This window comes from Pseudomonas fluvialis, from assembly GCF_002234375.1.
In the GTDB taxonomy this organism is placed as follows: Bacteria; Pseudomonadota; Gammaproteobacteria; order Pseudomonadales; family Pseudomonadaceae; genus Aquipseudomonas; species Aquipseudomonas fluvialis.
In genome coordinates this window covers 1-25,228 of the sequence record NZ_NMQV01000002.1, presented here as the reverse complement: position 1 = coordinate 25,228, position 25,228 = coordinate 1, and the positions used below count along the sequence as shown (strand labels likewise).

Annotated in this window: 21 protein-coding genes; 11 read left to right on the top strand and 10 right to left on the bottom strand. The window is 64.6% G+C overall.

Annotation, left to right across the window (positions count from 1 at the left end; translation table 11 throughout):
* Positions 1 to 26: 26 nt before the first annotated feature.
* Together CFY91_RS00765 and CFY91_RS00760 are read right to left on the bottom strand one after the other, a co-directional pair.
* Positions 27 to 1,385 carry a glutamine synthetase family protein gene (locus CFY91_RS00765; RefSeq protein WP_093984432.1) on the bottom strand — a complete coding sequence of 453 codons (1,359 nt, stop codon included), beginning with the start codon at positions 1,383 to 1,385 and terminating at the stop codon, positions 27 to 29.
* Between the two features lie 41 nt (positions 1,386 to 1,426).
* Complete coding sequence (locus CFY91_RS00760) at positions 1,427 to 2,176, bottom strand: gamma-glutamyl-gamma-aminobutyrate hydrolase family protein (protein ID WP_093984431.1); 750 nt, start codon at positions 2,174 to 2,176, stop codon at positions 1,427 to 1,429.
* A gap of 267 nt (positions 2,177 to 2,443) precedes the next feature.
* Between CFY91_RS00760 and CFY91_RS00755 the strand changes: the two genes are divergently transcribed.
* Together CFY91_RS00755 and CFY91_RS00750 are read left to right on the top strand one after the other, a co-directional pair.
* Entirely contained in the window at positions 2,444 to 3,823 is a 1,380-nt protein-coding gene (locus CFY91_RS00755; protein ID WP_093984430.1) for a glutamine synthetase family protein, read from the top strand.
* 62 nt (positions 3,824 to 3,885) lie between these two features.
* Positions 3,886 to 4,530 carry a TetR/AcrR family transcriptional regulator gene (locus CFY91_RS00750; protein WP_093984429.1) on the top strand — a complete coding sequence of 215 codons (645 nt, stop codon included), beginning with the start codon at positions 3,886 to 3,888 and terminating at the stop codon, positions 4,528 to 4,530.
* On the opposite strand, the gene CFY91_RS00745 is transcribed toward CFY91_RS00750, so the two are convergent.
* Positions 4,522 to 6,189: a putative bifunctional diguanylate cyclase/phosphodiesterase gene (locus tag CFY91_RS00745; protein WP_371870512.1), complete on the bottom strand. Its 1,668-nt coding sequence runs from the start codon at positions 6,187 to 6,189 to the stop codon at positions 4,522 to 4,524. The two genes, CFY91_RS00750 and CFY91_RS00745, sit on opposite strands and share 9 nt — an antisense overlap.
* A 235-nt stretch (positions 6,190 to 6,424) precedes the next feature.
* Between CFY91_RS00745 and rep the strand changes: the two genes are divergently transcribed.
* Positions 6,425 to 8,434, top strand: a complete 2,010-nt coding sequence (rep, locus tag CFY91_RS00740; protein WP_093984428.1) for a DNA helicase Rep — start codon at positions 6,425 to 6,427, stop codon at positions 8,432 to 8,434.
* A 71-nt stretch (positions 8,435 to 8,505) separates the two neighbouring features.
* Complete coding sequence (locus CFY91_RS00735) at positions 8,506 to 11,055, top strand: SEL1-like repeat protein (protein WP_093984427.1); 2,550 nt, start codon at positions 8,506 to 8,508, stop codon at positions 11,053 to 11,055.
* A 75-nt stretch (positions 11,056 to 11,130) separates the two neighbouring features.
* Here the strand turns inward: CFY91_RS00735 and CFY91_RS00730 are convergent, their stop codons facing one another.
* From CFY91_RS00730 to dadA, 5 genes are all read right to left on the bottom strand, one after another.
* Positions 11,131 to 11,556, bottom strand: coding sequence for a c-type cytochrome (locus CFY91_RS00730; protein ID WP_093984426.1), 426 nt, complete (start codon positions 11,554 to 11,556; stop codon positions 11,131 to 11,133).
* Positions 11,557 to 11,664: 108 nt separating this feature from the next.
* Positions 11,665 to 12,213 (bottom strand): cupin domain-containing protein, encoded by a 549-nt coding sequence (locus tag CFY91_RS00725; RefSeq protein ID WP_093984425.1) that lies wholly within the window; start codon positions 12,211 to 12,213, stop codon positions 11,665 to 11,667.
* 114 nt (positions 12,214 to 12,327) lie between these two features.
* Complete coding sequence (alr, locus tag CFY91_RS00720; RefSeq protein WP_093984424.1) at positions 12,328 to 13,401, bottom strand: alanine racemase; 1,074 nt, start codon at positions 13,399 to 13,401, stop codon at positions 12,328 to 12,330.
* Between the two features lie 28 nt (positions 13,402 to 13,429).
* Entirely contained in the window at positions 13,430 to 13,777 is a 348-nt protein-coding gene (locus CFY91_RS00715) for a RidA family protein (RefSeq protein WP_093984423.1), read from the bottom strand.
* Positions 13,752 to 15,050, bottom strand: a complete 1,299-nt coding sequence (gene dadA / locus CFY91_RS00710) for a D-amino acid dehydrogenase (RefSeq protein ID WP_093984422.1) — start codon at positions 15,048 to 15,050, stop codon at positions 13,752 to 13,754. Before dadA ends, CFY91_RS00715 begins: the two co-directional genes overlap by 26 nt.
* A 248-nt stretch (positions 15,051 to 15,298) precedes the next feature.
* Between dadA and CFY91_RS00705 the strand changes: the two genes are divergently transcribed.
* The 4 genes from CFY91_RS00705 to CFY91_RS00690 all read left to right on the top strand — a co-directional run bounded on the left by CFY91_RS00705 (position 15,299) and on the right by CFY91_RS00690 (position 19,116).
* Positions 15,299 to 15,787 (top strand): winged helix-turn-helix transcriptional regulator, encoded by a 489-nt coding sequence (locus tag CFY91_RS00705; RefSeq protein WP_093984421.1) that lies wholly within the window; start codon positions 15,299 to 15,301, stop codon positions 15,785 to 15,787.
* Positions 15,788 to 15,888: 101 nt separating this feature from the next.
* Positions 15,889 to 17,217 carry an NAD(P)/FAD-dependent oxidoreductase gene (locus CFY91_RS00700; protein ID WP_093984420.1) on the top strand — a complete coding sequence of 443 codons (1,329 nt, stop codon included), beginning with the start codon at positions 15,889 to 15,891 and terminating at the stop codon, positions 17,215 to 17,217.
* Positions 17,218 to 17,342: 125 nt separating this feature from the next.
* Positions 17,343 to 17,768: a MarR family winged helix-turn-helix transcriptional regulator gene (locus CFY91_RS00695; protein WP_188390259.1), complete on the top strand. Its 426-nt coding sequence runs from the start codon at positions 17,343 to 17,345 to the stop codon at positions 17,766 to 17,768.
* Between the two features lie 7 nt (positions 17,769 to 17,775).
* Positions 17,776 to 19,116 (top strand): MATE family efflux transporter, encoded by a 1,341-nt coding sequence (locus CFY91_RS00690; protein ID WP_093984419.1) that lies wholly within the window; start codon positions 17,776 to 17,778, stop codon positions 19,114 to 19,116.
* Positions 19,117 to 19,169: 53 nt separating this feature from the next.
* Here the strand turns inward: CFY91_RS00690 and CFY91_RS00685 are convergent, their stop codons facing one another.
* Positions 19,170 to 19,985, bottom strand: a complete 816-nt coding sequence (locus tag CFY91_RS00685) for a helix-turn-helix domain-containing protein (RefSeq protein ID WP_093984418.1) — start codon at positions 19,983 to 19,985, stop codon at positions 19,170 to 19,172.
* 172 nt (positions 19,986 to 20,157) lie between these two features.
* Between CFY91_RS00685 and CFY91_RS00680 the strand changes: the two genes are divergently transcribed.
* Positions 20,158 to 21,555 carry an alanine/glycine:cation symporter family protein gene (locus CFY91_RS00680; protein ID WP_093984417.1) on the top strand — a complete coding sequence of 466 codons (1,398 nt, stop codon included), beginning with the start codon at positions 20,158 to 20,160 and terminating at the stop codon, positions 21,553 to 21,555.
* An 81-nt stretch (positions 21,556 to 21,636) separates the two neighbouring features.
* The gene (locus CFY91_RS00675; protein ID WP_093984416.1) at positions 21,637 to 22,635 is read left to right on the top strand and encodes an asparaginase; all 999 of its coding nucleotides are present in this window, start codon (positions 21,637 to 21,639) and stop codon (positions 22,633 to 22,635) included.
* On the opposite strand, the gene glsB is transcribed toward CFY91_RS00675, so the two are convergent.
* Positions 22,632 to 23,540, bottom strand: a complete 909-nt coding sequence (glsB, locus tag CFY91_RS00670; RefSeq protein ID WP_093984415.1) for a glutaminase B — start codon at positions 23,538 to 23,540, stop codon at positions 22,632 to 22,634. The two genes, CFY91_RS00675 and glsB, sit on opposite strands and share 4 nt — an antisense overlap.
* 228 nt (positions 23,541 to 23,768) lie before the next feature.
* Between glsB and CFY91_RS00665 the strand changes: the two genes are divergently transcribed.
* Positions 23,769 to 25,193, top strand: a complete 1,425-nt coding sequence (locus tag CFY91_RS00665; RefSeq protein WP_093984414.1) for an aspartate ammonia-lyase — start codon at positions 23,769 to 23,771, stop codon at positions 25,191 to 25,193.
* The last annotated feature ends 35 nt before the right edge of the window (positions 25,194 to 25,228 follow it).

The window sequence follows — 25,228 nt, the reverse complement described above, 5'->3', positions numbered from 1 at the left end:
GGCCCGCGGTTGGAATGGCTGGCGCGTTACACCGACAACAGGAGGAATTCACGCTCCCATGAGCTGATGACCCGCTTGAAGTTCTCGTGCTCGGCACGCTTGACCGCTACATAGCCACGCAGGAACTTCTCGCCGAGGTACTTCTCGGCATCCTTGCAGGCTTCCATGCGTTCCAGGGCCTGCTCGATGGTCAGCGGCAGGCGCAGGTTGCGCCGCTCGTAGCCGCGCCCCTTGACCGGCGCACTGGGGCGCACACCCTCGACCATGCCGATGTAGCCACACAGCAGGGTGGCAGCGAGCACCAGATAAGGGTTGGCATCGGCCCCGGCCAGGCGGTTTTCCACCCGGCGGTTCTGCGGGTTGGCTTCGGGCACACGCAGGCCTACGGTGCGGTTCTCTTCGCCCCACTCGACGTTCACCGGCGCCGAGGTGTCGGGCAGGAAGCGGCGGAACGAGTTGACGTTGGGGGCGAACAGCGGCAACAACTCGGGGATGTACTTCTGCAGACCACCGATATGGTTGAGGAACAGCTCACTCATGCTGCCGTCGTCATTGGAGAAGATGTTCTTGCCGGTTTTCAGATCCACCACGCTCTGGTGGATATGCATGGCACTGCCGGGCTGATCGGTGATCGGCTTGGCCATGAAGGTCGCCGCCACGTCGTGCTTGAGCGCCGCCTCACGCATGGTGCGCTTGAATACCAGGATCTGATCGGCCAGGTGCAGCGCATCACCATGCCGGAAGTTGATCTCCATCTGCGCCGGACCTTCCTCGTGGATCAGCGTATCCAGATCCAGGCCCTGCAGCTCGCACCAGTCGTACATGTCCTCGAACAGCGGGTCGAACTCGTTGGCGGCATCGATGGAAAAACTCTGCCGGCCGGTTTCCGGACGCCCGGAACGGCCCACCGGCGCCTCCAGCGGGAAATCCGGGTCGGCGCAGCGCTTGGTCAGGTAGAACTCCATTTCCGGCGCGACAATCGGCTTCCAGCCCTTGTCGGCATACAGCTTGAGCACGTTCTTGAGGATGTTGCGCGGCGACAGCTCGATGGGGTTGCCCTGCTTGTCGAAGGTGTCGTGAATGACCATGGCGGTCGGCTCCACCGCCCAGGGCACCAGGAATACGGCCGCCGGATCAGGACGGCAGAACATGTCGATGTCGGCTTCATCGAGCAGGTCGTAGTAGATGTCGTCCTCCACGTAGTCGCCGGTCACCGTCTGCAGCAGCACACTCTCCGGCAGGCGCATGCCCTTCTCGTCGAGGAACTTGTTGGTGGGCGAGATCTTGCCGCGGGCAATCCCGGTCAGGTCGCTGATCAGGCACTCGACTTCGGTGATCTTGCGTTCTTTCAGCCAGCTGGTCAGCTGGTCAAGCTTGGCGCTCATACAAACCTCGGTTGGAAAGAGAAACCGCCCTGCGCGGTTCCTCAGCGTTGTTTCTGACGCATCCGGCAGGCCTCGGCAAACGCCTGAAAAATAGCCAGGGACTGCGGATTGGACTGCATTTGCCATTCCAGGTGCCACTGTACGCCGAGCAAAAAGCCCTGCGTCGGATCCAGCGCCACGGCCTCGATCAGGCCGTCCGGAGCACGCCCCTCAATCCGCAGCGCGGGCGCCAGGCGGTCGATACCCTGGCCGTGCAGCGAATTGACCGGAAATTCCACAGGCAATCCCAGGCTAGCCAACAGCCCGCCCGGCTGCACCTGCAGCGCATGACGCGCGGCGTACTGCAGCGCCGCATCTGCCTCGGCCGGCTCACGGTGCTCGAGCAGCCCAGGCAGCCGATACAGGGCGGGATGCAGACTGCCGCCCAGCGCCACGTTGATTTCCTGGAAACCACGGCAGATACCCAGCAGCGGCACACCAGCGGCACAGGCCGCACGGATCAAGGGCAAGGTGGTGTGGTCGCGGGCCGGATCGCTGCAGCCCTGCGCGCTGTCGGCAGGCCCGCTATAGTGATGGGGTTCGATATTGCTCGGCGAGCCGGTGAGCAGCAGGCCATCCACCTGCGCCAACAGGCTTTCGCTACTCACGGCATGCCCCAGGGCCGGCAGAATCAACGGCAGTCCGCCGACCGCGAGAATGGCCTGCAGGTACTTGTCGCCGGCGATATGGTAGGGGTGCAGGCCGACCTGGCGAATGCAGGCGACGACCCCGATGACTGGCATGACGGCCATGGGCTTTACCCGTTTTATTGCTGTTATGGGCTGCGACCGAGAGTAGCCTTGTTCATTTTTTTACACAATAGGGCTGTAAAAAATCAAACACAGGCCACTGAGCAACGCATGACAGCCGCCTTTGCACGACCCTGGACGCCCCATAAAAGGCCGCAACGCACCAAAAAAGAGCAAAACAGGGCGCTATTGACAGCCTAGGGGCTTTAAGATTGACTCACTGCATCAGCAGTGCGTGATTGATATTTTTAACAAGAAAGGTGTTGCATCATGTCGGTACCCCCGAGTGCCGTTACGCTCAATGAAGCGAACGAGTTCCTTAAGGAACATCCTGAGGTGCAGTTCGTCGACCTGCTTATTGCAGACATGAACGGCGTGGTGCGCGGCAAGCGCATCGAACGCGCCAGCCTGCACAAGGTATATGCCAAGGGCATCAACCTGCCCGCCTCGATCTTTGCCCTCGACATCAATGGTTCTACAGTAGAAAGCACCGGACTGGGCCTGGACATCGGCGATGCCGACCGGGTCTGCTTTCCCATCCCCAACACCCTGAGCAACGAACCCTGGCAGAAGCGTCCGACCGCCCAGCTGCTGATGACCATGCACGAGCTGGATGGCGCACCCTTCTTCGCCGACCCGCGCGAAGTCCTGCGCCAGGTCGTGGAGAAGTTCGACGCGCTGGGCCTGACCATCTGCGCCGCCTTCGAAATCGAGTTCTACCTGATCGACCAGGAGAACGTGAACGGCCGTCCGCAGCCGCCACGCTCACCGCTGTCGGGCAAGCGCCCGCAGTCGACCCAGGTGTACCTGATCGACGACCTCGACGAATATGCCGACTGCCTGCAGGACATCCTCGAAGCCGCCAAGGAACAGGGCATCCCGGCTGACGCCATCGTCAAGGAAAGTGCTCCGGCGCAGTTCGAGGTCAACCTGCACCACGTGCCGGATGCCATCAAGGCCTGCGACCACGCCCTGCTCCTCAAGCGCCTGATCAAGAACATCGCCTACGACCATGAAATGGATACCACCTTCATGGCCAAGCCCTACCCGGGCCAGGCCGGCAACGGCCTACATGTGCACATCTCGCTGATCGACAAGAAGACCGGCAAGAACATCTTTGCCAGCGAAGACCCCCTGCAAAACACCGCGCTGCGACATGCCATCGGCGGCGTGCTGGAGACCCTGCCCGCCTCGATGGCCTTCCTCTGCCCCAACGTCAACTCCTACCGCCGCTTCGGCGCGCAGTTCTACGTGCCCAACGCGCCGAGCTGGGGCCTGGACAACCGCACCGTAGCCCTGCGCGTACCGACCGGCAGTGCCGATGCAATTCGCCTGGAGCACCGCGTGGCCGGCGCCGATGCCAACCCCTACCTGATGATGGCGGCTATCCTCGCTGGCGTGCACCACGGCCTGACCCGGCAGATCGACCCGGGCGAACCGATCGAGGGCAACTCCTACGAGCAGCTGGAGCAGAGCCTGCCCAACAACCTGCGCGACGCCTTGCGCGAACTGGACGACAGCGAAGTGCTCAACCAGTACATCGATCCGAAGTACATTGATATCTTCGTCGCCTGCAAGGAAGCCGAACTGCAGGAGTTCGAGACCACCATCTCCGACCTCGAGTACAACTGGTACCTGCACACCGTATAGGGTGACTTGCCCTGTGGCACCGGCCTGGCGTCCAATAGCAGGCCGTTGCCCCGGAGCCTTGCATGTCCCGTTCCAGCTCACCACGCAAGCCGCGCGCCAGCAGCCAGGCACGCATCGCCACGATCCTCAACGCAGCCCGCAGCCTGCTCGCCGAGCAGGGCGTGGCGGCGCTGACCATCTATGCCGTGGCCGAGCGTGCGGGCATCCCACCCTCCTCGGTGTACCACTTCTTCGCCAGCGTACCGGCGCTCCTCGAAGCATTGACCCGCGAGGTGCATGCGGCCTTTCGCGGCTGCCTGGAACAGCCCGTGGCGCATGACACACTGCACAGCTGGCATGACCTGGCGCGCATCGTCGAGCAGCGTATGTTGGCCATCTATGCGACCGACAGCGCCGCGCGCCAGCTGATCCTCACCCAGCACGGCCTGGCCGAACTGACCCTGGCTGACCAGCAGCACGACCTGGAGCTGGGCCAACGCCTGCAGGCGTTGTTCAACCGTCACTTCCCGCTGCCCCAGCTACCCGATGAGGTGGATGTGTTCGCCCTGGCCATGGAGCTGGGTGACCGTGTGTATGCACGCTCGGTACAACTGCACGGGCAGATCACTCCGCGCCTGGCCAGCGAGGGCATGCGGGTGTTTGAAGCCTATCTGGGCCTGTACCTGCCGGCGGCGCTGCCGCGGCGCAGCGCGCCGCTGTCAGACTGACGCCAGCCCCTGGCGCGGACGAAACACCAGGAAGCGCGCCAGCTCGGCCAGCGGCAAGGCGCGACTGATCAGATAGCCCTGCACCTGATCGCAGCCAAACTGGCGCAACAACTCCAGTTGCGCCGGCAGTTCGACACCTTCGGCTACCACCTGCAGGTCAAGGTTGTGCGCCAGGTTGATCATCGCCTGCAGCAGGCGGCGCTTTTCCGCATGCTCCTGCAGCCCGGCCACGAAGCCCTTGTCGATCTTCAGCAGGGCAATCGGCAGGCTGGCCAGGTGCTGGAAGGACGAGAAACCGGTGCCGAAGTCATCCAGGGCAAAGCGCACGCCCAGCTCGCCCAGGGCATCCATGGTCTGCCGCACCTGATCGCTGCGGCGCATCACTGCGGTCTCGGTCAGTTCGAACTCCAGCCAGCGTGCATCCACGCCACGCTCATCGAGCAGGCGGCGCAGGGTGGCCAGCAGCTGGCTGTCCTGGAATTGGCGGAACGACAGATTGACCGCCATGTGCAACGGCGCCAGGCCGCGCCCCAACAGCCACTGCATGTCGCGCATGGCACGAGCCATCACCCAGTAGCCCAGCGGCACGATCATGCCGCTTTCCTCGGCCAGCGGCACGAACTGGTCGGGGCCGAGCAGGCCCAGCTCCGGGTGCTGCCAGCGCACCAGCGCCTCCAGACCCACCACCTGCTGGCTGTGCAGACACAGGCGCGGTTGGTAATGCAGCTGCAGCTCATCACGCCGCAGGGCTCGGCGCAATTCGCTTTCACGCTCGGCCTGGCTGCGCCGCCCCAGCACACTGCGCTCGTCATACAACTGGTAGGTACAGCCCTGGCTGGCCTTGGCCTGCTGCATGGCCAGCTGGGCATGCCAGAGCAGCTGATCGGCACTTTGTCCGGCGCGCGCCTGGGCCAGGCCCAGGCTGCAGCCAAGCAACAGGGTCTCGCCATCCAGCCAGTAGGGCTCGGCCAGTTGTGCGGTGATCTGCTCGCCGAGTTGCTGGGCACGTTGACTATCCGCCCCCCCCTGCAGCAACAGGGCAAATTCGTCACCGCCGAGCCGCGCCAGTTGCTCGCCCGGCTGCAACTGGCTGCTCAGGCGTGCCACCACCTGCTGGATCAGCCGGTCACCGGCTTGCTGGCCCAGGCTGTCATTGGCATAGCGGAAATTGTCCAGATCGAGAAAGCCCAACAGCACCTGGCCCGGTGCCGCCGCCAAACGCAGCCCCAGCAGGCGATGAAAGCCCTGGCGGTTGGCAATCCCGGTCAGCGCATCCTGCTCGGTGAGCTGTTGCAAACGCCGGCTCAGCGCGTGGCGCTCCACCACATGCTGCAGGCTGCGCTGCAACAGGCTGGCGCTCAGCTCCTTGCGGTACAACCAGTCGCCCTGCACAGGTGGCGGCTGGTCAGCCTCCAGCAACTGGATCAGCGGCAAGCTGCAGCGGCCGGCAGGCGGTTGCAACGCAGGCGTGGCCAACAATACCTGCGCCAGCGGCGATAGGTCTTCGTCCACGCACAGGGCACAGGCGGCACTCCAGGACGGCGCACTGATCAGCTGCACCTGCCCCTGCAACGCCTGCACGCAGGCACGCAGCGACACCAGCCAGTGATCTTCACTGGCCAGCAGCAGCACACGCAGTGGATAGTCGCGAGCCAGCACCTGAACCTTCCCCGGGGACTACAGCAAAAAAGTGCCATTCCTCGGCCTGTACGCGCCGTTTTGCGGCGTCTATGCGGGCAACTCATCCGGTGCGGCCCGGCCCGCCACCTCGCGGCAGGCTGCACAAGCCTACCGGATTCTGCGCATTCGCCAAGGCTGGCGCAGTGCCACCCCGCCGCGCAGCGCCGCCGCCCGGTCAGCCTGTTAGAATGCCGCCCCGTTGTGAGGTAAGCGCATGTCCCGACTCAATCCCCGTCAGCAGGAAGCCGTCAACTACATCAGTGGCCCGCTGCTGGTGCTGGCTGGTGCCGGCTCCGGCAAGACCAGCGTGATCACCCGCAAGATCGCCTATCTGGTGCAGCACTGTGGCATCCAGGCCCGCCACATCGTCGCCCTGACCTTTACCAACAAGGCTGCACGGGAGATGAAGGATCGCGTCGGCAGCCTGCTCAAGGGGGCTGCGGCACGCGGCCTGACGGTGTCGACCTTCCACAACCTGGGCATGAACATCATCCGCAAGGAATACGCACGGCTGGGCTACAAGCCAGGCTTCTCGATCTTCGATGACGGCGATATCAAGGCCCTGCTCACCGACATCATGCAAAAGGAATACGCTGGCGATGACGGCGTCGACGAAATCAAGCAGTACATCGACAGCTGGAAGAACGACCTGATCCTGCCCGACGAGGCGCTGGCCAACGCCCGCGGCCCCAAGGAGCAGACCGCCGCCATCGTCTACCTGCACTATCAGCGCACGCTCAAGGCGTACAACGCGGTGGACTTCAACGACCTGATTCTGCTGCCGGTCAAGCTGTTCCAGGAGCACGCCGACATCCTGGAAAAATGGCAGCAGCGCATCCGCTACCTGCTGGTCGACGAATACCAGGACACCAACACCAGCCAGTACCTGCTGGTCAAACAGCTGGTCGGACAGCGCTGCCAGTTCACCGTGGTTGGCGACGACGACCAGTCGATCTACGCCTGGCGGGGCGCGCGCCCGGAAAACCTGATGCGCTTGAAGGAAGACTACCCCTCGTTAAAGGTGGTGATGCTCGAGCAGAACTACCGCTCCACCAGCCGCATCCTCAAGTGCGCCAACGTGCTGATTGCCAACAACCCGCACGTATTCGAGAAACAGCTCTGGTCGGAGATGGGCCACGGCGACGAGATCCGTGTGATCCGTACGCGCAACGAGGAAGCCGAGTGCGAGCGCGTGGCCCTGGAAATCCTCACCGAACACCTGCGCACCCAGCGCCCGTACAGCGATTTCGCCATCCTCTACCGCGGCAACTACCAGGCCAAGCTGATGGAGCTGAAGCTGCAGCACCACCAGATTCCCTATCGCCTGTCCGGTGGCACCAGCTTCTTCGCCCGCCAGGAAGTGAAGGACCTGATGAGCTACTTCCGCCTGCTGGTCAACCCGGACGACGACAACGCCTACCTGCGGGTGATCAACGTACCGCGCCGCGAGATCGGCTCGACCACCCTGGAGAAGCTCGGCAACTACGCCAGCGAGCGCAAGATCAGCCTGTATGCCGCCAGCGACGAGCTGGGCCTGGCCGAGCATCTGGACAGCCGCTACACGGAGCGCTTGTCACGCTTCAAGCGCTACATCGACAAGATCCGCGAACTCTGCGCCGGCAACGACCCGATCGGTGCCATTCGCAGCATGATCATGGATATCGACTACGAAAACTGGCTGCGCCAGAACGCCTCCAGCGACAAGGTCGCCGAGGCGCGCATGGGTAACGTGTGGTTCCTCGTCGAGGCGCTGAAGAACACCCTCGACAAGGACGAAGAAGGCGACATGACCATCGAGGACGCCATCGGCAAGCTGGTGCTGCGCGACATGCTCGAGCGCCAGCAGGAAGAGGAAGAAGGCGCCGAAGGCGTGCAAATGATGACCATGCATGCCTCCAAGGGCCTGGAATTCCCCTCGGTGTACATCATCGGCTTCGAGGAAGAGATTCTTCCGCACCGCTCCAGCATCGAGGCCGACACCATCGAGGAGGAGCGCCGCCTGGCCTACGTCGGTATCACCCGCGCCAAGCGCAATCTAACCCTGACCTTCGCCGCCAAGCGCAAGCAGTACGGTGAAGTCATCGACTGCACACCGAGCCGCTTCCTCGACGAACTGCCGCCGGAGGACCTGGTCTGGGAAGGCCAGGAAGACACCCCGGTGGAGGTCAAGACAGCGCGCGGCAACGACGCCCTGGCCAGCATGCGCGCCCTGCTCAAGCGCTGACCAAGCGCACAGCCGCAAAGCGGCTTCCCGGCTAGACTGCTCGCTTCCGTCGTCTCGCAAGGAAGCGCACCATGTCCCATCGCCTGTACCTGTACAATAAAGCCGAAATCGGCAGCAGCGAGGATGACTGCCTGGCGCTGATGGAGTGGAGCTACGAGCTGCCCCTGTTGCTGCATCCGCTGTTCGCCCAAGGCGGCTGCGTCGGACACAACTGCTACAACGACCCGCACAGCGAAGAAGGCCTGTACGCCGAGGCGCCCGCCGGCATCGAGGCGCTACGTGCCTTCTATGCCTTCATCGAGCGCCACGCCGGCAGCCTGCTGGACGATGTCGAGGCCTTCCGCAACGCCCGCGAGAGAATCTTCCAGCTGCTCGACGGCCGCGCCCGACATGCCTGGTTCCACCTGGACGCCTGGGACCTGTTCAACATGCGCGACGACGACCGCCGCGCCCAGGCCGACGCCCTGCTGGAGGAGATCGCGCGCAACAACGCCTGCATCCGCGAGGCCATCGACAACGACAATCCGCTGCTGCTGGACAACAGTCCCGCCGTCGATGCGCCCTGGGCCGGCAGTTTCCGGGCATTGCTCAACCACAGCGGCTACGACTACGGCTGGGAACCGCTCGGCTCGATGCTGCCGCTGCAGGATGAAGATGCGCCACAGATCTTCTGCGAGAACCAGCTTTACGGCCTGCGTGCGGCAGACGGCCGGGTGCTGATCGAGCCCCGCTATCAGGCCTTCTTCGACTTCGACCGGCTCAGCGACAGGGCCTGCGTACATCTGGACGGGCGTTTCGGCTATGTCGACCGCCGGGGCCACGAGGTGATCGCCTGCCAGTTCGAGGACGCCTTCGACTTCGCCGGCGGCCACGCGCTGGTCGCCGAGAGCGGCAAGTTCGGCCTGATCGACCTGCAGGGGCGGCTGACCGTGCCCTGCCAGTTCAAAGCCGGCGAGCCACTGGATCACACCGGTGCCACTTGGGCCGTGCAACAGGGCGAGCTGTGGGGGGTGATCGACCCGCAGGGCAACTGGCTGCTGCCCGCGCAGTACCGGCAGATCCAGGCGTACGAGGGCTACTACGCCGCCAGACCGGCGAAGGGCCCGCAGCACCTGTTCACCACGCGCTTCCACGATCTCGGCGCCATCGGCATCGACAACCTGCAGAGCTTCGACCTAGATGGCCGCGAGACCTACCTGATTCGTCGCCGCGACGGCCAGCAGTGGCGCTGGCGTGCGCTCGACGATCAGGGCCAGGCGCTGCTGCCCGGCGAGTACCAGGCGCTCGACTACCTGCACGACATGCAGGCCTGGTTGGTGCGCGACAACCGTCTGTACGGCCTCTATCGCCATCAGCAACAGCGCTGGCTGCTGCCCTGCGCCTACACCCGGATCGAGCTGCAGCTCGGTTGCCGGAGCGCCGACGGCAGCTACTACTGCCGGGTCCAGGAGGGTCAGCACTGGGGCCTGTATCGCGGCGGCGCGCAGCCCGGCTGGAGCGCGGAGCCACGCTTCGAGCGCCTGGAAAGCCTCTATGACCAGTATTTCAGCGCCTGCCTGGAAGGCCGCTGGGGCATCCTCGACAGCGACGGCCAGTGGCTGCGCGAGCCACTCGACCAGGCGCGTGCCGAGCACCGCTTCGTGCAGAGCGAGGAGCGTGCGCTGGTGTTCCGCGACGACCGGGCCTGGCTCCTTCAGGCAGACGGCAGCAGCCAGCCGCTGGCGGCCGAGCGCGCCCTGCAGATCGTCGACCGCTACGCCCAGTTCGGCCTCAGCGAGGTGCAGCAGGCCTGCCTGCAGCGCAGCGCCGGCGATCTCTGGCTGGCCCTGGACACACACCGCCGCGGCCTGACCGCCCTCGAAGCGCAGGACTACGAGAAGGCCCGGCCGCTACTGCTGCGCGCCGTGGAGCTCGGCAACAGTGATGCACTCAATGACCTCGGCTGCCTGCTGGACCATGCCGACCAGGACCATGCCGGCGCCCTCGCCTGTTTCCAGCGCGGCAGCGATGCCGGCTCGGCGCTGGCCGCGCGCAACCTGGGCGACTGCTACCGCCAGGGCCGCGGCTGCACCCAGGACCGGGCGCTGGCGCGCCACTACCTGCAGCTGGCCACCGAGCGCAGCCACCGCCCGGCCCACCTGGAGCTGGCCCAGCTGCTGCTCGACGAGGAAGCCGACTACGACCTGGCCCTGCAGCACTTCACGGCCGCCTGGCGCTACGGCGACAAGGATGCCAGCGCCAACTACCTGGGCTGGCTGCATGAGCAGCGCGAGGACTATGCCCAGGCGCGGCGCTACTACCAGCACAGCCTGCGCAATGGCGACGGCTACGCGCACTGGCGCCTGGGCCGCCAGTACCTGCATGGCCTGGGCGGCAAAGCCGATCCGGGCAAGGCCCGCGAGCACCTGCAGCAGGCCTGCGCCGAGCAGTACGAGGACGCCTATCTGGACCTGGCCGAGTTACTGCTCGGCAACGAGGCCGACCAGGAACAGGCGCTGGAGTGGCTGCGCAAGGCACTCGACGCGGGTGTCGCCGGCGCCCGCGAACGCGCCGAGGGACTGCTGGCGCAGCGCCGCCAGTCCGGCCCGCTGGCGCGCCTGCTCGACCGACTGCGACAATAAACCGCAGCCCGCACAGCCAATGGCAAGCACAAAAAAACCGCCCGAAGGCGGTTTTTTTGTGGGCAAGCCAGGCGCTTACAGGCCAGACATGACCTTGATCGCAGCCTTCAGCTCGTCATCCGAGCAGTCCGAGCAGGTGCCTTTCGGCGGCATGGCGTTGATACCGGAAATGGCGGTGGCGAGGATGCCGTCCAGGCCGCCCTTGGCATCGGCGCGGGCTTTCCAGTCGGCGCTGTCGCCCACTTTCGGCGCGTTCAGCAGGCCCGTGCCATGGCAAGCGTTGCAGTGCTTGGCAACGATATCGTCACCGCTACGCGCTGCAGCACCGGCAGACGCCGTAGCCGCGGCGGCTACACCGGCGCACTCCTGGCCCGCGACACACACCTGACCGACCGGCTTGATGCGCTCGGCAACGGCTTCATCGGTAGTCGCCTGGGCGCCCATAGCCCACAGGGCCAATACGGCAGCCTTGGCTACCAGCATCTTGTTAGTCAGCTTCACCCTTAAACCCTCATCGTGGCTAGTATCGCTCGCGGCCACGGCTTGCCGGAGCGTCGCGCAGTATACCGAAAAGCATACCAACACGCTGCAGCGCCGCGCAGCAGGCGATCAGAAGTTGGCCGGCGTGGTGGCGCTGATCAGCCGCGCCGGCACCTCGAACGGATTGCGGAAACGGTGCGGACGCGTGCTGTCGAAGTAGTAGCTGTCACCCGCCTCGAGAACGAACACTTCTTCGCCCACCGTCAGCTCCAGCCGCCCCTCGACCAGCAGGCCGGCTTCCTCACCCTCGTGGCTATACATCTCGACACCGGTATCCGAGCCCGGCGGATAGGTTTCGTCGAGAAAGGCGATGTGCCGTCCCGGCAGGGCCCGCCCGACCAGCTTCATGCTCACCGCCCCACTGGACAGATCGGTCAGCTCATCGGCGCGATAGACCACCTGGGTGGGCTGCTCATCATCGACATCCAGGGAAAAGAACTCCACCAAGGACATGGGAATGCCGGCCAGCACCTTTTTCAGCGAGCTGATCGACGGGCTGACGCTGTTCTTCTCGATCATGGAAATGGTGCTGTTGGTGACACCGGCCCGCTTGGCCAGCTCACGTTGCGACAGCCCCTTGAGTTTACGGATGGTTTGCAGTCGAACACCGACGTCCAATGCGGGTTTCCTCCTCGGCAGGAATGCGTGCATTGCAAGTATGATGGCAACAGTGTTCAGTATTTACAACATGCTTACCGACATGATCGCCGCCGTTACCGCCACGCCCAGCCGTCAGACCCCGCAATAGACACGTGGCACCCGCTTGAGGTTACAGAACAGCTGGTAGGGAATGCTGCCACTGAGCTGGGCCACTTCGCTGGCGGCAACCGCCCCGCCCCACAGTTCGACCCGGCTGCCCAGGCCGGCCTGCGGCAGGTCGCTGATATCCACGCAGAGCATATCCATGGAGACCCTGCCGGCCAGGCGCGCCGGCTGCCCATCGACGCGGATTGGCGTACCGTCCGGGGCGTGACGCGGATAGCCATCGGCATACCCCATGGCCACTACGCCAATCCGCGTCGCGCGCGGGCAGACGAAGCGTGCGCCATAACCCACCGGCTCGCCGGCAGGCAGCTCGCGTACGCTGATGATCCGCGACTCCAGGGTCATCACCGGGCGAAGTTGTGCCGCCTGAGGCTGTGCACCGGCAAACGGCGTGGCGCCGTAGAGCATGATGCCGGGGCGCACCCAGTCGCTGGGCAGCTGCGGCCAGCCGAGGATGGCCGGCGAGTTGCACAGGCTGATCGCGCCGGGCAAGCCGCTGCGCGCCTGGTTGAACAGCGCCAGCTGCTCCTCGGTGCGCGAACAGTCCAGCTCATCGGCACGCGCCAGGTGGCTCATCAACACCACCTCACCGACCTGCCCGCAGGCCTTGAGGCGACGATAGGCCGCCGCGTACTCGGCGGCATGCAGGCCGACGCGGTGCATGCCACTGTCCAGCTTGAGCCATACGTTGAGCGGCTGTTGCAGACGCGCCTGCTCGATGATCGCCAACTGCCAGGGGGCATGCACCACGCACCACAAGCGATGCTGGTCAATCAGTGCCAGCTCGCTGCTGTCGAAAAAGCCCTCGAGCAGCAGGATCGGTGCGCTGATGCCCGCGTTGCGCAACTCCAGGGCTTCTTCAATACAGGCCACCGCATAGCCGTCGGCCAACCCGGCCAGCGCCTCGGCACAACGCAACGCGCCATGCCCATAGGCATCGGCCTTGATCACCGCCAGGGCCCGCGCACCGCTCAGTTCACGGGCCAGCCGGTAGTTGTGGCGCAGGGCTTGGAGATCGATCAGCGCACGAGCGGGACGCATGGCGGCAGGCTTTCCAGGCAGGGCCGCGCTACAGCGCGGCGGTCAGGGTCATTTCCACGCGCACACGCGGGTCGTAAAGCCGCGCCTCGACACAGGCACGCGCCGGGGCGGCGCCTTCGGCCACCCAGGCATCCCACTCCTCGTTCATCGCCGCATAGTCGGCCATGTCACGCAGGAAGATAGTCAGGCCGAGGATCTTCGACTTGTCGCTACCTGCCTCGGCCAATAGTCGGTCGATGTTGGCCAGGGTTTCACGGGTCTGCTGGCGGATATCGCCGGCATAGTCATCCGCCAGTTGCCCGGCGAGGTACACCGTGCCGTTGTGGATGACGATTTCGCTGTAGCGCTTTTCAGTGTGCAGGCGCTGGATGGACATGCCGGGTGTTCTCCTTGCTGTGGCCGTAACGGAAGATATCCAGGCCGTCGGGGCTGATTTGCGGACGCTTGCTGGCCATCAGGTCGGCGAGGAAGCGTCCACAGCCGCAGGCCATGGTCCAGCCAAGGGTACCGTGTCCGGTGTTGAGGAACAGGTTGCGATAGGGCGTGGCACCAACAATCGGCGTGCCGTCCGGGGTCGCCGGGCGTAGGCCGGTCCAGAACTCGGCCTGCGCCAGGTCGCCGCCCTGCGGGTAGAGATCGTTGGTGATCATCTCCAGGGTTTCGCGACGACGCGGGTTGAGCGACAGGTCGAAACCAGCGATCTCGGCCATGCCACCCACACGGATGCGCTGGTCGAAGCGGGTGATGGCCACCTTGTAGGTTTCATCAAGAATGGTCGAGGTCGGGGCCATGGCCGGATTGCTGATCGGTACGGTCAGCGAGTAGCCCTTCAGCGGGTAGACCGGCGCCTTGATGCCCAGCGGCCTGAGCAGTTGCGGGCTGTAGCTGCCCAGCGCCATCACGTAGCGGTCGGCGGTTTCCAGCTGACCATCCACCCACACGCCGTTGATACGGTCGCCGGCGATATCCAGGCGCTCGATCGTGCAGCCAAAGCGAAACTCCACGCCGAGCTCCCTGGCCATCTGCGCCAGCTTGCTGGTGAACAGCTGGCAATCGCCGGTCTGGTCGTTGGGCAGGCGCAAGGCTCCGGCCAGCTTGTCTGCGACACCCGCCAGGGCCGGCTCGACGCGGGCAATGCCGGCGCGGTCCAGCACCTCATAGGGCACACCGGAGCGCTCCAGCACGGCGATGTCCTTGGCCGCCGCATCCAGTTGCGCCTGGGTACGGAACAGCTGGGTGGTGCCCAGCTGGCGGCCTTCGTAATCGATGCCGGTATCGGCACGCAGTTCGTCGAGGCAGTCGCGGCTGTACTCGGACAGACGCACCATGCGCTCCTTGTTCACCGCATAGCGGGCGGCCGTGCAGTTGCGCAGCATCTGCAGCATCCAGAAGTACTGCTGCGGATCGCCAGTCAGCTTGATGGCCAGCGGTGCGTGGCGCTGCAGGAGCCACTTGATGGCTTTCAGCGGAATACCCGGGGCCGCCCAGGGCGAGGCATAGCCCGGCGATACCTGGCCGGCGTTGGCGTAGCTGGTCTCCAGCGCCACCCCCGGCTGCCGTTCCAGCACGCTGACCTGAAACCCGGCACGCGCCAGATAATAGGCGCTGGCCGTACCGATCACTCCACCACCCAGAACGAGCACCCGCATGACTGCCTCCCCGTCGGCCCCGCGTGCGGGCTGACGTTTGTTATTTTGCACGTGAGGGCAGTATAGGAAAGCGCAGGCAGGGATTTTCACTGTTTAACGCGGGCCTTTTGCGATTAAATCCGCCAGAAAAGCCTTTTCACCCCAGCAGAAACAGGCCATTTCCGGTAAGAATGGCTTTCTAGCCAGTGGATTTTCTTGTTTAAACAGCACCCTGCGCCAGCCTGTCGCAGGGCCAGGAGCACGAGCCCATGCGTACCCAGCACCAGAGTCGCCGCGAACTGGACAAGATCGACCGCAACATCCTGCGCATTCTCCAGCAGGACGGACGCATCAGCTTCACCGAGCTGGGCGAGCGGGTCGGCCTGTCCACCACCCCCTGCACCGAGCGGGTCCGCCGCCTGGAGCGCGAAGGCATCATCATGGGCTACCACGCCCGGCTCAACCCGCAACAGCTCAAGGCCAACCTGCTGGTGTTCGTGGAGATCAGCCTGGACTATAAGTCCGGCGACACCTTCGAGGAGTTCCGCCGCGCCGTACTCAAGCTGCCCCATGTGCTGGAGTGCCACCTGGTATCCGGCGACTTCGATTACCTGGTCAAGGCGCGTATCAACGAGATGGCCAGTTATCGCAAGCTGCTCGGCGACATCCTGCTCAAGCTGCCGCACGTGCGCGAGTCGAAGAGCTACATCGTCATGGAAGAGGTCAAGGAGTCGCTCAGCCTGCCGATTGCCGACTAGAGGATCATCGCAGCACTACCTGCCCTGGCCGCTTGTCGAGGAGGGCGGGCTGCGCCTATGCTTCGTTCGTTTTTCAAAACAATAAAATCAGGATTATGCACATGCGCCCCGTTCGCCAGCCGTCCCCGCAACCCGTGCACAGCGCCCACCACGCCGCCTCCTACTACGCTGCCACGGCCAACCGCCAGCTGGTATTGCCGACGCTAGAGGGTCGCGAAGAAGCCGACGTGTGCATCATCGGCGGCGGCTTCTCCGGCCTCAACAGCGCCATCGAACTGGCCAAGCGCGGCCTCTCGGTGGTGCTGCTGGAAGCCCGGCAGATCGGCTGGGGCGCCAGCGGACGCAACGGTGGGCAGCTGATTCGCGGCGTCGGCCACGGCCTCGAACAATTCAACGATGTGCTGGGCAGCGACGGTGTGCGCCGCCTGCAGCAGCTCGGCCTGGAGGCTGTAGAGCTGGTGCGCCAGCGGGTCGCGGAGTTCGCCATCGACTGCGACCTGACCTGGGGCTATTGCGACCTGGCCAACACCCCGGCCGACCTGGCCGGTTTCGTCGAAGACTACGAACACCTGCACAGCCTCGGCTACCGGCACAACCTGCGCCTGCTGCAAGCGCACGAGATGCACGAGGTGGTCGGCTCGCCCCGTTACTGCGGCGGACTGATCGACATGGGCTCCGGCCATCTGCATCCGCTCAACCTGGCCCTGGGCGAAGCCGCCGCTGCCGCCAGCCTGGGGGTGCGCCTGTTCGAGCAGTCGCCGGTAACCCGTATCGAGTCCGGCAGCGAGGTACGCGTGCACTGCGCCAGCGGCGAGGTCCGCGCACGCCAGCTGATCATCGCCTGCAATGCCTACCTCAATGATCTGGAACCCTACCTGGGCGGCAAGGTGCTGCCCGCCGGCAGCTATGTGATCGCCACCGAGCCGCTGCCGGAAGCCCTGGCCCGCGAGCTGATCCCGCAGAACATGGCGTTGTGCGACCAGCGCGTGGCCCTCGACTATTACCGGCTGTCCGCCGACCGCCGCCTGCTGTTTGGCGGCGCCTGCCACTACTCCGGCCGCGACCCGGCCAACCTCAGCGACTACATGCGGCCGAAGATGCTCAAGGTCTTCCCGCAGCTCGCCGACGTGGCCATCGACTACCACTGGGGCGGCATGATCGGCATCGGCGCCAACCGCCTGCCACAGATCGGCTGCCACCCGCAGCAGCGCAACCTGTTCTACGCCCAGGCGTATGCCGGGCACGGCCTGAACGCCACCCACCTGGCCGGCAAGCTGCTCGCCCAGGCCATCGCCGGCGAAGACGACAGCGACTTCCAGCTGTTCAACCGGGTACCGCACATCACCTTCCCTGGCGGCAAGCTGCTGCGCTCGCCCCTGCTGGCGCTGGGCATGAGCTGGTACCGCCTGCGCGAATACCTGCGCCGTTAAACGGCGCACCACTTGCGCCTGCGGGGAGCGTCGCACTGCTCCCCGCAGGCGTATTGCGGCAAAGGCAAATTGCTTCCTGATTATTAGTTAGTTAGACTAACAAACCTGAAGATCAGGAGAGTTCCATGCTCATTACCGAAAGCCTCAAGCGCCTGCAGTGGCACATGTGGCATCACTGGCGGCAATACGCACAGCGCAGCGGCAGCATGGAGCTGAGCAATAGCGAGCTGGATTATCTCTATGCACTGATGTCTGCGAAAAACGGCTTGCGCCTGACCGAGCTGGCCGAGCGCATGAGCGTCAGCAAGGCCAGCGCCAGCGCCATGGCCAGCAAGCTGGAAGCCCGCGGCTATCTGCAGCGACTGCCCTGCACTGACGACGGCCGAGCCATGCGCTTGCTGGCTACCGGCAAATCCACCGCTCTGGAGCAGGAAGAGCGCGACGTATACCTGCAAACAGCCGCCAGCCTGGCACAGCATCTAAATGCCGAAGAAATGCAGCAACTGGCGCATCTACTCAACAAGGCCTGTCAAAACCTCACAATCGATTAATCCGGCCATGAATACGCAAAGCCTTACTCGCACCTTCTGGCGGTACAGTATCCCGGCCATTGCAGCACTGATGATCAGCGGCCTGTACATGGTCGTCGATGGCATTTTCATTGGGCATGCCATGGGTGCGACCGGCCTGTCGGCAGTCAATATGGCCTGGCCATTGTCCGGCGTCTTGCTTGCCGCCGGCATGATGCTCGGCATGGGCGGCGGAGCCCAATGCTCCCTGGCGCAAGGTGCCTCGCAATGGCAGGAGGCCCGCAGCTACCTGGCACAGGCACTGTGGCTGTTGATTCTGCTGGGCATTCCAAGCGGCATACTGGTGGTGGTGCTCGGACCGGCATTTATGGCCTGGCAGGGCGCTGAAGACAGCCTGGCACAGCTGGGCAGCGATTACCTGAGGGTGATTGGTTACGCGGCACCGCTGGTGCTGGCCAGCATCACCCTGCCGCTGTTGGTCCGCAATCTGGGTGCACCACGTCTGGCAACCTTGGCCATGCTGACTGGCGCTCTTGCTAACGTGGGCCTCGACTACCTGTTCATCATCGAGTGGCAGTGGGGCCTGCATGGCGCAGCCCTCGCTACGGTGCTCGGTGAAAGCTTGTCTGTGCTCATCTGCCTGGGCTTTATTCTGAGCCGACACAACCCTTTGCCTATGCGTTGGCGACACGCTGTCTTCAACCCAGCCAAAAGCCTGCAGCTACTCGCCACCGGCTTCTCGAGCATGCTGATGTATCTGTACATGAGCCTGGTAGTGGTACTGCACAACCTGCTATTCATGCATTACGGAAGTCCTCTTCAGGTAGCCGCCTACGCCATTGCCGGCTATCTGATGGCCTTCTACTACCTGTTTGCCGAAGGCGTATGTGGCGGCATGCAGCCGCTGGTCAGCTACTTCCACGGCGCCCGCGAGCCAGACAAGGTTCGCCGAGTACTGCGCCTGGGGCTGCTTACCGCTGTGGGTAGCGGTGTACTGATGACTGCGGCGCTGCTCATGCTGCCCAGGCTGTTTGCCAGCATCTTCAGCGGCAACGACCAGGCCCTGCTTGAGGCCAGCGCGCTAGGCATTCGCCTGCATCTGTTCGCCATGTTTCTCGATGGTTTTATCATCCTCGCTGCCAGTTTCTTCCAGGCCATGGGCCAGGCTCGATACGCCACACTGGTCACGGCAGGCAATATGCTGATCCAGCTGCCCTTTTTGGCGCTACTGCCACTCCTCTGGGGGCTCAATGGCGTGTGGCTGGCCCTGCCGCTGTCTAACATTTGCCTGAGCCTGATAGTGATCTGGATGCTCAAACAGCAACTACACGCCCTCCAGCAACCACCGGGAACAGCAGACCCTACTTAACGCATCGGTGCACAAGGCACATAACGCAGGACCATGGATACAACGCCTGCGCGCTATTCGATCTCGAACAGCCCGTGGCGGATCTGCGCACCGGCCAGGCGCTGACGGATGTCGTCGTCGATGCGTGGATCGTCCGGCGCATAGAGCATCACCTGGCGGTAGGCATTGACCCGGTTGATCTGCGGCCCAAGGTACTCCCAGACCACCCGGGTGCAGGCTGGGGTACGCCGGTCGCCGCTGGACACACCGGTTTTCAGGCCATTGAGCCGGGTGATCCGACTCTTGAAGCTGGGGATGAGGATGGTCTGGCTCATTTCGTTGCCAGTCAGCGATTCGTAGTCCATGAGAAACAGGCGGTCCTGCAGGTAGAACGCGGCACCCAGGTAGCGACAACGCACCCACTCGTCGTTCTGCTCATCGCTGGCCCGCGAGGGTGCCTGGCGCTCCTGGCGCTCGAACAGGAAACGCCCACGCTCCTCGCGCAGCTGCACCAGCGACAGCAGGATGCGACCCGGCACCGACATGCAGTGGGCGTATTCGAAGTAGTAGCCACAGTAGCGCGACAGATCGCCGCCCAGTTCGCTCAACGGTTGCAGCAGCTCCAGCAGGGGGTCGCGCGGTGCCTTGCCGACCTGGCCATGGCGCACGCCGAGCAGCGCCGCGAACTGCTCGCCCGGCAGACCCAGCTCGTAAGGCTCGACGCCGAAGAAATCGCAGATACGCTTGAGGTTGTGCGCCGTCGGCTGGCTGTGTCCGGCCAGGTAGCGATTGAACTGGGCGCGATTGATGGCCAGCTTGCGGCACACCTCGGCAATCGAGCGGTAGTGGCTGCACAACAGCTTGAGATTGCTGCCCAGGTATTCGGACATGGCGTGGCTCCCGTGGCATGCGGCAGAAAAGTGATGCATATGATGCGACTCTAGCATCAACTCGCATCATCGCGCCGCAACCCGCGAAATTGCCGGGCGCCCACCGCCTGGCCAACCATTGCGGTTGGCGCCGTACGCCCTACCACACAACAACAAGAGAGACTCACCCGCCATGCTCGACATTCTCAACGACCTGATCTGGAGCAAGCTGCTGATCGTCATGCTGATCGGCCTTGGTCTGTATTTCACCCTCGCCTCACGCTTCGTACAGTTCCGCTACTTCGGCAGCATGTTTCATATCTTCGCCGAAGCCTTTCAGCGCCAGCGTGGCCAGCTCAGCTCGTTCCAGGCGCTGATGCTCTCGGTCGCCGGACGGGTAGGTGCCGGCAACATTGCCGGCGTTTCCGTGGCCATCATGCTTGGCGGCCCGGGCGCCATCTTCTGGATGTGGGTGGTCGCCCTGGTGGGCATGGCCACCAGCTACTTCGAATGTTCGCTGGCCCAGCTGTACAAGCGCCGCGAAGCAGACGGCACCTATCGCGGCGGCCCGGCTTTCTACATCCAGCACGGCCTGGGTCAGCGCTGGCTGGGCATCCTGGTGTCGATCCTGCTGCTGGTGACCTTCGGCTTCGGCTTCAACGCCGTACAGTCCTATACCGTGGCTACCTCGCTGCACGACACCTTCGGCGTACCGACCCTGGCCAGCGGCCTGGCGCTGACCGCCGTGATCGGTCTGATCATCTTCGGCGGCATTCGCCGCATCGCCAAATGGGCGGACGTACTGGTCCCGCTGATGGCACTGTCCTACCTGGGCATGGCCCTGTTCGTCATCGTCAGCCGCTTTGATGCCATTCCGCAGGCCTTCGCGCTGATCTTCAACAGTGCCTTTGGCCTGGAGCCGGCATTTGCCGGCGGCATTGGCGCGGCCATCCTGATGGGCGTCAAGCGCGGGCTGTTCTCCAATGAGGCCGGGCTGGGCAGTGCGCCCAACGTGGCGGCCGTGGCCGAGGTCAAGCACCCGGTCGCCCAGGGCATCGTGCAATCGCTCAGCGTCTTCATCGACACCATCGTGCTGTGCAGCTGCACGGCGCTGATCATCCTGCTCTCCGGGGTGTTCCAGCCAGGCACCGAGGTCGCCGGCGTGGTCCTGACGCAGACCGCCATGGCCAGCGTGGTCGGCGAGTGGGGCCGGGTATTCGTCAGCCTGGCGCTGCTGCTGTTCGTCTTCACCACGCTGATCTACAACTACTATCTGGGCGAGAACGCGCTGGGTTTCTTCAGCCAGCAGCGCACACCCATCATCGTTTATCGCGTGCTGGTCGTGCTGCTGGTGCTATGGGGCTCGGTACAGGACCTCGGCACAGTCTTCGCCTTTGCCGACGTGACCATGGGCCTGTTGGCCATCGCCAACCTGGTGGCCCTGGCCCTGCTGTTCAAGGTCGGCCTGCGCCTGATGCGCGACTACGACCAGCAGATCCGTGCCGGCATCCCGTCTCCCGTGCTGGATCCCCGGCAGTTCGCTGACCTCGATCTCGATCCGCAGGCATGGCCGGCACGGCAGGCCGACTGATAGCGCAGTACACTGAAACGATGCGATCACGAAGGGGCTGCGGCCCCTTCGTTCATTACCCAAGGCAAGAGAGTATCCAGCATGGCCTGCAACAATCTCATGGTCCTGTATAGCGGCGGTACGATCGGCATGCAGATGACCGCCGAAGGGCTGGCCCCGGCCTCAGGCCTGGAAGCGCTGCTGCGCGCTCGGCAGGCCGAGCAGCATGACGGGTTGCCGCACTGGCGCTTTCGCGAGCTGCAACCGCTGCTGGACAGCGCCAACATGACCCAGGCGAACTGGCTGGCCCTGGCGGACGCGGTGCGCCAGGCGGTGGATGAGGACGGCTGCGACGGCGTGCTGCTGCTGCACGGCACCGACACCCTAGCCTACAGTGCGGCAGCCCTGAGTTTCCTGCTGCTCGGCCTACCCGTACCGCTGCTGTTGACTGGCGCCATGCTGCCGGTCAGCAGCAGCGGCAGCGATGCCTGGGGCAATCTGTTTGGTGCGCTGCGCCGCCTGCAGGCAGGTATCGCCCCAGGGGTCTACCTGTACTTCCACGATCGCCTGCTGCATGGCGCACGCGCCAGCAAACTGAGCAGTGACGCCTTCGATGCCTTTGCCGAACTGCCACGCCTGCGCCAGGGTGCACACGCCAGTGCCTGGCCAGCCAGCCTGAGTTATCGCCAGCCGCGCCAGCCGGTGCGCCTGGCCGTATTGCCGCTGCATCCCGGCTTCGACGCCAGCCTGCTGCGCGCCCTGCTCGAGAATGGCGTGCGCGGCGTGGTGCTGGAGTGCTATGGCAGCGGCACCGGCCCGGCCGACGATCCGCTGCTGCTAGAGGTGCTGCGCGAAGCCCACGCTCGCGGCGTGGTGCTGCTGGCCATCAGCCAGTGCCTGCACGGACATATCGACTTCGCCGTGTATGCCGCCGGCAGCCAGCTGGCCGCCTGCGGCCTGCTCAGCGGTGGCGGCATGACCCGTGAAGCGGCGCTCGGCAAGCTATTCGCCCTGCTCGGCGCCGGCCTCGGCCAGGCCGACGTGGAGCACTGGCTGAGCCTCGACCTGTGCGGCGAACGCCGCGACGACACGGCCAGTTAGAACACCGACCAGCCGATGCGCTCACTGAGCAACTCCAGCGCCCGCATGCCGGCCAGCGAGTTGCCGGCTGCATTCAGCTCCGGCGACCACACGCACACGCTGAAGCGCCCCGGCACCACCGCCACGATACCGCCACCCACCCCACTCTTGCCGGGCAGGCCGACGCGGTAGGCAAAGTTACCAGCCTCGTCGTACAGCCCGCTGGTGGCCATCAGTGCATTGACCTGGCGTGCCTGGCGGGCACTGAGGATCTGCTCGCCGCTGTGTTTGCAGAACCCCTGGTTGGCCAGGAAGCAGAAGGCCCGGGCCAGATCGACACAGCTCATGCTCAGCGCACAGCAGCTGAAGTAACTGCGCAGCACCGCCTCGACCTCGTTGTGAAAATTGCCGAAGGATTGCATCAGGTAGGCCGCCGCGGCGTTACGGGCCCGATGCTGGTACTCCGACTCGGCCACGCGCGGGTCGACTTGCACCAGTGGGTTACCGGCCAGGCGCCGCACGAAGTCGCGCATGGACAGCGCCGGCGCAGCAAAGCGCGACTGGTTGATGTCGCAGATCACCAGCGCGCCGGCATTGATGAACGGGTTGCGCGGCTTGCCGCGCTCGAACTCCAGCTGCACCAGCGAATTGAAGGGCTGCCCCGACGGTTCGTGGCCGAGGCGCTGCCAGATCGCCTCGCCGCTGTGCTGGATGGCCTGCACCAGACTGAACACCTTGGAAATGCTCTGGATGGAAAAGCGCGTCTGCGCATCACCGGCATACGTCAGCTGGCCGTCATTGCTGTACACGGCAATCCCCAGCTGGCCGGGTGCGACCGCCGCCAGCGCCGGAATGTAGTCGGCAACCCGTCCCTGGCCAAGCAGCGGACGGACTTCCTCGAGAATGTCATTGAGCAGCTCTTGCATGCAGCACTCGCAACGGCGGCCGGCTGGCCCGGATAGTGACTGGTAGACGCCCGTCTGCGGCCGGGCGGCACGGGCAGGGCGCGCACGCTACAGGGAACCGGCAAGTCACAACAGCGTTATGCCGATTCGGCATGGGTCAGCGGATAACGGCATTGGCCCTGCATCGCTGCAGGCCCTAGCCTATGGGGCATCGCGGCATTTGCCGTTCCCTCAAGAGCCTTGCTCATCATGTCCTCTGCTGCATCCTGCCGGGTTGAAAAAGACCTGCTCGGCACCCTCGAAGTACCCGCCGACGCCTACTACGGCATCCAGACCCTGCGCGCCCTGCACAACTTCCGCCTGACCGGCGTGCCGCTGTCGCACTACCCGAAACTGGTGGTCGGCCTGGCCATGGTCAAGCAGGCCGCCGCTGACGCCAACCGCAGCCTTGGCCACCTTTCGGCGGCCAAGCACACGGCAATCAGCACGGCCTGCGCGCGCATCATCCAGGGCGAGTTCCACGAACAGTTCGTGGTCGACATGATCCAGGGCGGCGCCGGCACCTCGACCAACATGAACGCCAACGAGGTCATCGCCAACATCGCCCTGGAAGCCATGGGCCATGACAAGGGCGAATACCAGTACCTGCACCCGAACAACGACGTGAACATGGCGCAGTCGACCAACGACGCCTACCCCACGGCCATTCGTGTCGGCCTGCTGCTCGGCCACGACAGCCTGCTCAACGCACTGGACAAGCTGATCCAGGCACTGGCCGCCAAGGGCCTGGAATTCGCCCATGTACTGAAGATGGGCCGCACCCAGCTGCAGGATGCCGTGCCGATGACCCTCGGCCAAGAGTTCCGCGCCTTTGCCACCACCCTTGGCGAAGACCTGCAGCACCTGAAGATGCTGGCCCCCACCCTGCTCCACGAGGTCAACCTCGGCGGCACCGCCATCGGCACCGGCATCAACGCCGACCCGGCCTACCAGAAGCTCGCCGTAGAACGCCTCGCGGTGATCAGCGGCCACCCGGTCAAGCCAGCCGCCGACCTGATCGAAGCCACCAGCGACATGGGCGCCTTCGTGCTGTTCTCCGGCATGCTCAAGCGCACCGCGGTCAAGCTGTCGAAGATCTGCAACGACCTGCGCCTGCTGTCCAGCGGGCCGCGCACCGGCATCAACGAAATCAACCTGCCGGCGCGCCAGCCGGGCAGCTCGATCATGCCCGGCAAGGTCAACCCGGTGATCCCCGAGGCGGTGAACATGGTCGCCTTCGAAGTGATCGGCAACGACCTGGCGCTGACCATGGCCGCCGAGGGCGGCCAGCTGCAGCTGAACGTGATGGAGCCGCTGATCGCCTACAAGGTGCTCGACTCGATCCGCCTGCTGACCCGCGCCATGGACATGCTGCGCGAGCTGTGCATCGACGGCATCAGCGCCAACGAGCAGCGCTGCCGCGAGCTGATGGAGAACTCCATCGGCCTGGTCACCGCGCTGAACCCCTACATTGGCTATGAAAACGCCACACGTATCGCCAAGGCCGCGCTGGACAGCGGGCGTGGCGTACTGGAACTGGTCCGTGCAGAACAACTGCTGGACGACACCACCCTGGCCGACATCCTGCGCCCGGAAAACATGATCGCGCCACGCCTGGTACCCCTGCAGGCCTGATCGAGGAGAACCCCCATGTACGCAACCCAGCACCC

Excerpts from the sequence above, each read along its gene's own strand:
- CFY91_RS00765 (WP_093984432.1), bottom strand. The coding sequence starts at position 1,385 with ATGAGCGCCAAGCTTGACCAGCTGACCAGCTGGCTGAAAGAACGCAAG.
- CFY91_RS00760 (WP_093984431.1), bottom strand. The coding sequence starts at position 2,176 with ATGGCCGTCATGCCAGTCATCGGGGTCGTCGCCTGCATTCGCCAGGTC.
- CFY91_RS00755 (WP_093984430.1), top strand. The coding sequence starts at position 2,444 with ATGTCGGTACCCCCGAGTGCCGTTACGCTCAATGAAGCGAACGAGTTC.
- CFY91_RS00750 (WP_093984429.1), top strand. The coding sequence starts at position 3,886 with ATGTCCCGTTCCAGCTCACCACGCAAGCCGCGCGCCAGCAGCCAGGCA.
- rep (WP_093984428.1), top strand. The coding sequence starts at position 6,425 with ATGTCCCGACTCAATCCCCGTCAGCAGGAAGCCGTCAACTACATCAGT.
- CFY91_RS00735 (WP_093984427.1), top strand. The coding sequence starts at position 8,506 with ATGTCCCATCGCCTGTACCTGTACAATAAAGCCGAAATCGGCAGCAGC.
- alr (WP_093984424.1), bottom strand. The coding sequence starts at position 13,401 with ATGCGTCCCGCTCGTGCGCTGATCGATCTCCAAGCCCTGCGCCACAAC.
- CFY91_RS00715 (WP_093984423.1), bottom strand. The coding sequence starts at position 13,777 with ATGTCCATCCAGCGCCTGCACACTGAAAAGCGCTACAGCGAAATCGTC.
- dadA (WP_093984422.1), bottom strand. The coding sequence starts at position 15,050 with ATGCGGGTGCTCGTTCTGGGTGGTGGAGTGATCGGTACGGCCAGCGCC.
- CFY91_RS00705 (WP_093984421.1), top strand. The coding sequence starts at position 15,299 with ATGCGTACCCAGCACCAGAGTCGCCGCGAACTGGACAAGATCGACCGC.
- CFY91_RS00700 (WP_093984420.1), top strand. The coding sequence starts at position 15,889 with ATGCGCCCCGTTCGCCAGCCGTCCCCGCAACCCGTGCACAGCGCCCAC.
- CFY91_RS00695 (WP_188390259.1), top strand. The coding sequence starts at position 17,343 with ATGCTCATTACCGAAAGCCTCAAGCGCCTGCAGTGGCACATGTGGCAT.
- CFY91_RS00690 (WP_093984419.1), top strand. The coding sequence starts at position 17,776 with ATGAATACGCAAAGCCTTACTCGCACCTTCTGGCGGTACAGTATCCCG.
- CFY91_RS00685 (WP_093984418.1), bottom strand. The coding sequence starts at position 19,985 with ATGTCCGAATACCTGGGCAGCAATCTCAAGCTGTTGTGCAGCCACTAC.
- CFY91_RS00680 (WP_093984417.1), top strand. The coding sequence starts at position 20,158 with ATGCTCGACATTCTCAACGACCTGATCTGGAGCAAGCTGCTGATCGTC.
- CFY91_RS00675 (WP_093984416.1), top strand. The coding sequence starts at position 21,637 with ATGGCCTGCAACAATCTCATGGTCCTGTATAGCGGCGGTACGATCGGC.
- glsB (WP_093984415.1), bottom strand. The coding sequence starts at position 23,540 with ATGCAAGAGCTGCTCAATGACATTCTCGAGGAAGTCCGTCCGCTGCTT.
- CFY91_RS00665 (WP_093984414.1), top strand. The coding sequence starts at position 23,769 with ATGTCCTCTGCTGCATCCTGCCGGGTTGAAAAAGACCTGCTCGGCACC.